5 protein-coding genes are annotated in these 6,552 nt (G+C 68.9%); 4 read left to right on the forward strand and 1 reads right to left on the reverse strand.

Annotation, left to right across the window (positions count from 1 at the left end):
* Nucleotides 1-54: 54 nt before the first annotated feature.
* Genes ND747_RS21865 through ND747_RS21875 form a run of 3 tightly spaced genes read left to right on the forward strand, consistent with a single transcriptional unit; the run spans nucleotide 55 to nucleotide 4,283 of the window.
* On the forward strand, nucleotides 55-885 hold the full coding sequence (locus tag ND747_RS21865) for a class II glutamine amidotransferase (RefSeq protein ID WP_374216292.1): 831 nt from the start codon (nucleotides 55-57) through the stop codon (nucleotides 883-885).
* Nucleotides 886-944: 59 nt separating this feature from the next.
* Nucleotides 945-2,798 (forward strand): glycoside hydrolase family 15 protein, encoded by a 1,854-nt coding sequence (locus ND747_RS21870; protein ID WP_251735922.1) that lies wholly within the window; start codon nucleotides 945-947, stop codon nucleotides 2,796-2,798.
* 39 nt (nucleotides 2,799-2,837) lie between these two features.
* The gene (locus tag ND747_RS21875; RefSeq protein WP_251735924.1) at nucleotides 2,838-4,283 is read left to right on the forward strand and encodes an MFS transporter; all 1,446 of its coding nucleotides are present in this window, start codon (nucleotides 2,838-2,840) and stop codon (nucleotides 4,281-4,283) included.
* Nucleotides 4,284-4,314: 31 nt separating this feature from the next.
* On the opposite strand, the gene ND747_RS21880 is transcribed toward ND747_RS21875, so the two are convergent.
* Entirely contained in the window at nucleotides 4,315-5,058 is a 744-nt protein-coding gene (locus ND747_RS21880) for a ribonuclease BN (protein WP_251735926.1), read from the reverse strand.
* Nucleotides 5,059-5,439: 381 nt separating this feature from the next.
* Between ND747_RS21880 and ND747_RS21885 the strand changes: the two genes are divergently transcribed.
* The coding region (locus ND747_RS21885) for a hypothetical protein (RefSeq protein WP_251735927.1) at nucleotides 5,440-6,552 on the forward strand (1,113 nt) is incomplete at its 3' end.

The raw sequence follows: 6,552 nt of genomic DNA on the forward strand, positions 1-6,552 counted from the left end.
GCGGTTGCCCCGGCCCCGCGTGGGCACCCTTGCCGTAGCGGACTGGAGGGTGGCATGTGCAGATGGATGGGGTATCGGGGCGATCCCATCGTCCCATACGCGTTGTTGTACGAACCCGAAAGATCACTGATTGCCCAAAGCGTCAGGCATGGACCGGACCTGCTCGAACCCAACGGTGACGGGACCGGTCTGGGCTGGTACAGCCGGCGCAGGACCCCGGCCATCTTCCACAGCGACTCACCCGCGTGGGGTGATGAGAACTTTCGGGAACTGGCCGAGGAGATCTGTTCCCCGATGTTCCTCGCGCACGTGCGGGCGGGCACCGGAACACCGGTGCAGAAGACGAACTGCCATCCGTTTCGCTATCGGAAATGGATTTTCGTACACAACGGGTACATCGACGGCTTCGGTTCGCTTCGCCGTGAGCTGCTGATGGCCGTACATCCTGACCTTTTCAGCAACATAAAAGGCACCACGGACTCCGAGGTGATGTTCCATCTTGCCCTGACGTTCGGTCTGGAGGAAGATCCCGTCGGGGGGTTGGAACGCATGGCCGGTTTCGTCGAGAGCGTCGGAGCCGCTGCGGGTGTTGCCGAGCCCCTGCAGATGACGGTCGGGTTGGCCGACGGCGAGACACTGTTCGCGGCCAGATACGCCAGCGGGCCGGTGGTCAACACGCTGTACATGAGCGAGAGCGTCGACGCGATCCGGATGCTCTACCCCGAGCACGAACGCCTGCGGCACATACCCGGCGACGCCCGCGCCATCCTGTCGGAACCGCTGAGCGAACTACCCGGGGTATGGCGGGAAATACCCCCGTCCACGGCCATCGTCGTCACCGAGACGCCCCATCAGCGCACCTTCCGTCCACAGCCGCCCGGGTAGGAAGCGGGAAGCCGCCCTGGGTTCTCAAGTGGCACGCGACGATCGCGGGAGGAACCAGCATGAACGCCTATCCACCGATCGCGGACCACGGTCTCGTGGGCGACCTGCAGACCGCGGCGCTGGTCGCCGCGGACGGGACCCTGGACTGGTGGTGCACCCCGCGGTTCGACTCGCCAAGCGTGTTCGCCTCGTTGCTCGACAGCGATCGCGGGGGCCACTGCCGCCTGGCCGCTGATCTCGGCGAGGCCGACGAGGTGGGCGTCCGGCAGCTCTACCTGACCGACACCGCCGTGCTCGTCACCCGGTTCATGGCCCCGGGCGGGGTGGGCGAGGTGGTCGACTTCATGGAGCCCGATGCCTCCACCACCCCGTCGACGCGCCACCGGCTGATCCGGGTCGCCCGGGTGGTTCGGGGCAGTCTGCCCTTCGAGCTGCTGTGTCGGCCGCGGTTCGACTATGGTCGCGCGGCCCACACGTTGCGCCATCTCGACGACGGATCGGTGGTGTTCCACGGTCCTGACACGGATCTGCACGTGCAGGCGACCGCCCCGATCGCGCTTCATCCGGACGGCCACGACGTTTCCGCCCGTTTCACCCTCGACGCCGGCGAGCTGGCCGCGGTCGTCCTCACCAGCGACAGCGGTGACGCCGCCACCCGCGGCGAACGTCTCGGCGGTCCGCCACCCACGGTGGAGAGCATCACCGCCGCATTCGACGCCTGCCGCGCCTTCTGGCTGAGCTGGCTGCGGGCGTCACGCTACCGAGGCCGGTGGCAGGAGATGGTCACCCGCTCGGCGATCACCCTGAAACTGCTCACCTACGCGCCCACCGGCGCTCCCATCGCCGCCGCCACGATGGGTCTGCCCGAGCAGATCGGCGGCGAACGCAACTGGGACTACCGGTACACCTGGATCCGCGACGCCTCGCTGTCCGTCCACGCCCTGAGCACCCTCGGTTTCACCCGCGACGCGAACGCCTACCGCCGCTGGCTGCGCGAGCGCCTCGACGCGGGCTGGACCGCCTCCGGCGAACCGCTTCAGATCATGTACCGCGTCGACGGGGAACCCCACCTGACCGAGGAGGTCCTCGACCATCTGGAGGGCTACCGCCGGTCCGCGCCGGTCCGCGCCGGCAACGCCGCCGCCGACCAGATCCAGCTCGACATCTACGGCGAGGCCGCCTATGCCCTCGCCGAGGCGAAGGACATCGGCGGGGTCCGCGGCTGGAAGGCCTTCGCCGCCGTCATCGACTGGCTCACCGACCACTGGGACCGCCCGGACGAAGGCATCTGGGAAACGCGTGGGGGCCGGCAGAACTTCACCTACAGCCGCCTCATGACCTGGGTCGCCTTCGACCGGGCCATCGGGATCGCGACCGCCTACTCCCGTCCCGCCGACCTCACCCGCTGGCGGACGGCCCGCGACACCGTCTTCCACCAGATCATCGACCGCGGCTGGAACGACAAGCGCCATGCCTTCGTCCAGCACTACGACACCGACGTCGTCGACGCCTCCCTGCTGCTCATGCCGCGCGTCGGTTTCCTCGCCCCGACCGACCCCGACTGGCTGAGCACGCTCGACGCCATGAACGACGAACTCGTCAGTGACAGCCTCGTCTACCGGTACAACCCCGCCGCCTCTCCCGACGGCCTGCGGGGCTCCGAGGGCACCTTCAACCTCTGCAGCTTCCTCTATGTGCAGGCCCTGGCCCGCGCCGGCCGCCTCGACCAGGCCCGCTACGCCTTCGACAAGATGCTCACCTACGCCAACCACGTCGGCCTGTTCGCCGAGGAGATCGGACCGTCCGGCGAACAGCTCGGCAACTTCCCCCAGGCCTTCACCCATCTCGCGCTCATCGACGCCGCCATCGCCCTCGACGAGGAGCTCGACCGCGCCGAGAATCCGGCCCGCTGACCGTCTGCGACGCGACCGAAAGCGAGGTACGTGGCGACGATGACCGAGCAGACGCCCGACGTGGGTCTCCGCACCCTGCCACGGTCGGCCGGCGCCGACCGGCGAGTCCTGGCACCGCTCGCGCTCGCGCAGTTCATCTGCAGCTTCGCCGGGTCGAACATGAACGTGATGATCAACGACATCAGCCATGACCTCGACACGACCGTCCAGGCCGTTCAGGTCGTCATCACGGTCTTCCTGCTCGTCATGGCCGCGCTGATGATTCCCGGCGGCAAGCTGACCGACCTGCTCGGTCGCAAACGCTGCTTTCTCGTCGGGCTCGCGGTGTACGGGACGGGTGCGTTGCTCAGCGCCGCCGCACCGGGCGTGGGCGTGCTGCTTCTCGGCAACTCGATCCTGGAGGGCATCGGCACCGCCCTGCTGATTCCCCCGGTCTACATCCTCACCACGGTGCTGTTCACCGACCTCACCGCCCGGGCCCGCGCCTTCGGGGTCATCATGGCCGGCGGCGGCCTCGGGGCGGCGGCGGGCCCGCTCATCGGCGGCCTGATCACCTCCGCGATCAGCTGGCGCGCGGCGTTCGCCTTCCAGGCCCTGATCATCGCACTCGTCATCGGGCTGAGCCGGTCCATCACCGACCCGCTCCCGGCGGACCCGCACCGTCACTTCGACATCCCGGGCGCGGTCCTGTCCGCAGGCGGTCTCACCCTGATCGTCCTGGGCATCCTCGCCGCCGACGACGACCTGGCACTCACCGCCGCACTTCTGGTCGCCGGACTGCTTGTGCTGGCCGGATTCCTGCACTGGGTACGCCGCGAGGAGCGAGCCGGCCGGGAGCCGTTGCTGTCCACCAGCCTGTTTCGCAACCGGGTCTCGAACCTCGGCCTGATCACCCAGAACATCCAGTGGCTGCTGCTGATGGGCTCGTCCTTCACCGTCGCCACGTTCCTGCAGGTGGTACGCGGCTATGACGCCATCAGGACGGGCCTCATCTTCACCGCGGCCACGGTCGGTCTGCTCGCCTCGTCGACCGCCGCTGAGCGGCTCGCGAAACGTCACTCCCAGGGCGCCCTGATCACGGCCGGGTTCGCCCTGGCCATCGCCGGAATCATCGTCCTGATCGGCCTGGTCGCCGGATCACGCAGCCCCTGGGCGTTCACCCCCGGGCTGTTGCTGATCGGTCTCGGCCTCGGGGTGATGCTCACCCCCTCGGTCAACGTCGTCCAGTCCTCCTTTCCCGAACAACGCCAGGGCGAGATCTCCGGCCTGTCCCGCAGCGTCTCGAACCTCGGTTCCTCCTTCGGCACCGCCATCGCCGGGACCATCCTCGTCGCCGGCCTGACCACGAACGCCTACGCCACCGCCATGGCCACCCTCGCCGTCCTCGGCGTCGGCGGCCTGGTCGCCGCCGTGCTGATGTCCCGGACCGCTTCCACGGTCACCGCACCGGATGGCGGCCGGCCCGCTATCGGCCCGCACGACTGACCTGCACCCGGTGGCCTCAGATGGCCACGGTTCAGCACCTGAACAGGGATCTCACCCGCCGTCCGACCGTGCCGATCACGGATATTTCCTGCGTGTTGTACCAGGCCCCGACGATCGCCCCTCCGGTGAGCACGACCCCGAGTCCGATCAGCCAGGAAAGAAGTGTGAAAACGACTCCGATCTCGCCGTAGTTCCGCTCGTTCTCCACGATCGACGTCGAGAACAGCAGCCGGCTCACCACCCCGAGGCCGGTCAGGCCGATCGTGGTGAACACGGCCACGGGCAGGATGTCCCGCCAGGCCAGCCGACCGCGGACGAGAACCCAGGTGCCGATCCAGAACAGCAGCCCCATCGCGGCGATGACGATCAGAGCCTGGCATACCTGGCCGACGACCGTGCCGGTGAGCGCCGCCCCGGTGGCGGTGGTGCCAGCCAGAAAGACGATCAGTCCGGCGAGCCAGACCGCCTGGGCCGGCACACCGCGCAGACCGAACGCCGGAACCCGGAAGACCCGCAGATAGACCGACTGCACCGCCCCGGCCAGGCTCAGTCCCCCCAGGCTCAGCCAGACCGCACCGAGGACCGTCCACTCAGCCTGCGCGGATCCGCCGCTGTGGGGGGTGAACAGACGCTCGACGGCCAGCGCGGCGTCGTGGTTCAGCCCCATCCGCCGGACGATGATCTCGGCCGCGCCGCCGGGGCGCAGCGGCGACACCGCGGCCAGCGTGATGACAAACGGGAAGAACAGCATCAGGATGAGCGCGGCGAGAGTCATCGCCCCGTTTATCAGGTCACTTTCCCACAACTGGCAGGCCAGGCCCTCCGCCGACGAACCGCGCCACCTTTCCCGATACCCTCCGCATTTTCTCTGCGCCCGCCTCCGAGCCTCGGAAAGGCGCCTTTCCGAGTACTCGCGGCTATCCCGGACGCCGACTCCTCCCCGCCGCCGACCCACTCCCACAGCATCACCCGAAGTGAGGGTCGGCGCATCCCACCTGGTTGAGGAGGCGGAAGCAGGCGCCGATATTTCCGGAATCTCGCGGCGCCGTTCTCCGCCTCGTCCACGACCGGTTTTCGGCTGCTCCTCGCCGGGCAGGAACCGGCCGCGAGACCGCGCTGGCAGCCGCACCAGGCAGAAAGCAGGGGGGACCGCACCATGGTTACCAGTGCTGGCGGCAGTTCCGACGGCCCGGCACATTCGGACGACACATCCTTCCTGTCCGGCGGGGAACGCGCGGAGTACGAGCGGCTGCGCGGCGCGGCAGCGGTGCGCCACGACCGGCTGAGGACCGTCGGGGCATCCCTGCTGCTCCTGCTGGCCGCCGTGCTGGCGCCGCTCGCCGTGGTCGCCACCTGGGCGGACACGACGATCTCCGACACGGACCGGTACGCCGACACCGTCGCACCGCTCGCCACCGACCCCGCGGTGCAGAACATGGTGATCAACCATCTGACCGACCTGGTCGTCAGGAACGTCAACGTCGACCAGGTCACCGCGTCACTCGACGGTGTCCTCACCCGAAACAACGTTTCCCCCGTCGTCGTGGACCACGCCGACGCCCTGACCGGCGCGTTGAAAAACGCCCTGACCAGCGCGGTACATCAGGTGGTTCAGGGAGTGGTCACCAGTGACCAGTTCCCCCTGGTATGGCAGAACGCGAACCGTCGGGCGCATGCCGCCGTGGTGAAGGTGCTCACCGACCAGGGCAGCAACGTCCTACAGGCCAAGGACGACACGATCGTGTTGGACATCGGCCCGATCGTCGACAGTGTGCGGCAGCGGCTGGCCGACGCCGGTTTCGAGCAGGCCGGCAGAATTCCCGACGTCGACCGACAGATCGTGCTGCTGCGGACGGACACCCTGACCACGACCCAGGACGCCCTGCACCTGCTCGCCGTCCTCGGCCGGTGGCTGCCGGTCGCCGTGGTGGCGCTCGCCGCGCTGGGCGTGTGGCTGGCGCCCTCGCACCGCGCCGGGCTCATGGCCCTGGGCGTCGGCCTCGGCGTGACGATGATCGTCCTGCTCGTGGTGCTGGCCGTCGCGCGCCAGCGCTATCTGGACTCCGTCCCGCCCGACACCCTGCCGCACGACGCGGCAGCGGCCATCTACGACGTTCTCGTCCGTTTTCTGCGAGACAGCGCGCTGACCTGGCTGATCGTAGCCATCATCACCGTGGTCGCCGGATATCTCCACGGGCCGGGACGCGGGGCCCGCGCCCTGCGCACCGGCGCCACCCACACCACCGGGGCCGCCGGCCGGGCCGCGGCC

This window comes from Frankia sp. R82 (assembly GCF_023716925.1).
GTDB lineage: Bacteria > Actinomycetota > Actinomycetes > Frankiales > Frankiaceae > Frankia.

Excerpts from the sequence above, each read along its gene's own strand:
- ND747_RS21865 (WP_374216292.1), top strand. The coding sequence starts at position 55 with ATGTGCAGATGGATGGGGTATCGGGGCGATCCCATCGTCCCATACGCG.
- ND747_RS21870 (WP_251735922.1), top strand. The coding sequence starts at position 945 with ATGAACGCCTATCCACCGATCGCGGACCACGGTCTCGTGGGCGACCTG.
- ND747_RS21875 (WP_251735924.1), top strand. The coding sequence starts at position 2,838 with ATGACCGAGCAGACGCCCGACGTGGGTCTCCGCACCCTGCCACGGTCG.
- ND747_RS21880 (WP_251735926.1), bottom strand. The coding sequence starts at position 5,058 with ATGACTCTCGCCGCGCTCATCCTGATGCTGTTCTTCCCGTTTGTCATC.